The organism is Methylobacter sp. BlB1, assembly GCF_015476545.1.
Classification (GTDB): domain Bacteria; phylum Pseudomonadota; class Gammaproteobacteria; order Methylococcales; family Methylomonadaceae; genus Methylobacter.
Window position 1 is genome coordinate 1 of record NZ_JADMKV010000220.1, and the last position, 617, is coordinate 617.

Genomic DNA, 617 nt, shown 5'->3' on the forward strand with positions numbered 1-617 from the left:
ATCAGGCTTGTTGAAATCAATCCCGGCTTGACGCCATTGGATATTGCTTGGTTACAGCAAGCCCGACCCGTATAACTCCTATAATGCGCTGCTAGCGTTTTGTTGGCGTTATGGAAAATCGCTTTGCTGGATCATCTCTGCAGCAGTCAACCTGAATTTGCCAGATTCGTGTAAAAGGGACTGAAATTCAGCATTGGCCCATCAGCATAATGTCCAGCCAGATCACTTGTCGATGCTGTAAATTCAAAAAGTCTGGATAAATTAAAGTTGGAAGAAAGGGTTATCGAGCTATGAGAGCGGCAGGAGATTATTATTGCCTTGAGAGAGGTCGGCATAGGCTGTACAGATAATAGAGGATGGGCTGCACTTAGCGATTGTGGACGGTTGCTTACACAGAAATATCCCGACATTAAGCTTGAAGATTATGGGTAAACGATAAGAATTTGGTGTAACAGTTACATATAGGTAAGTTACTGTAGTTTATGATATTTTACTTTGTAACTATTTTTGCATTTCTTTGACTAGGTAAGACCTACTCGAATTTCCGCTCTCATCTTCCGTTTTCGGTAGAGTCGAGATGTGACGCGGTAGCATTAGGTTTGGCTTGTCTGTTGCCG

The 617-nt window shown here is 42.6% G+C and carries 1 protein-coding gene; it reads left to right on the top strand.

Translation table 11 applies throughout. From position 1 onward, the window contains the following. Positions 1-312 precede the first annotated feature (312 nt). A complete protein-coding gene (locus tag IT781_RS22975) occupies positions 313-432 on the top strand; it encodes a hypothetical protein (protein WP_370527083.1) in 120 nt (39 codons plus the stop codon). Positions 433-617 lie beyond the last annotated feature (185 nt).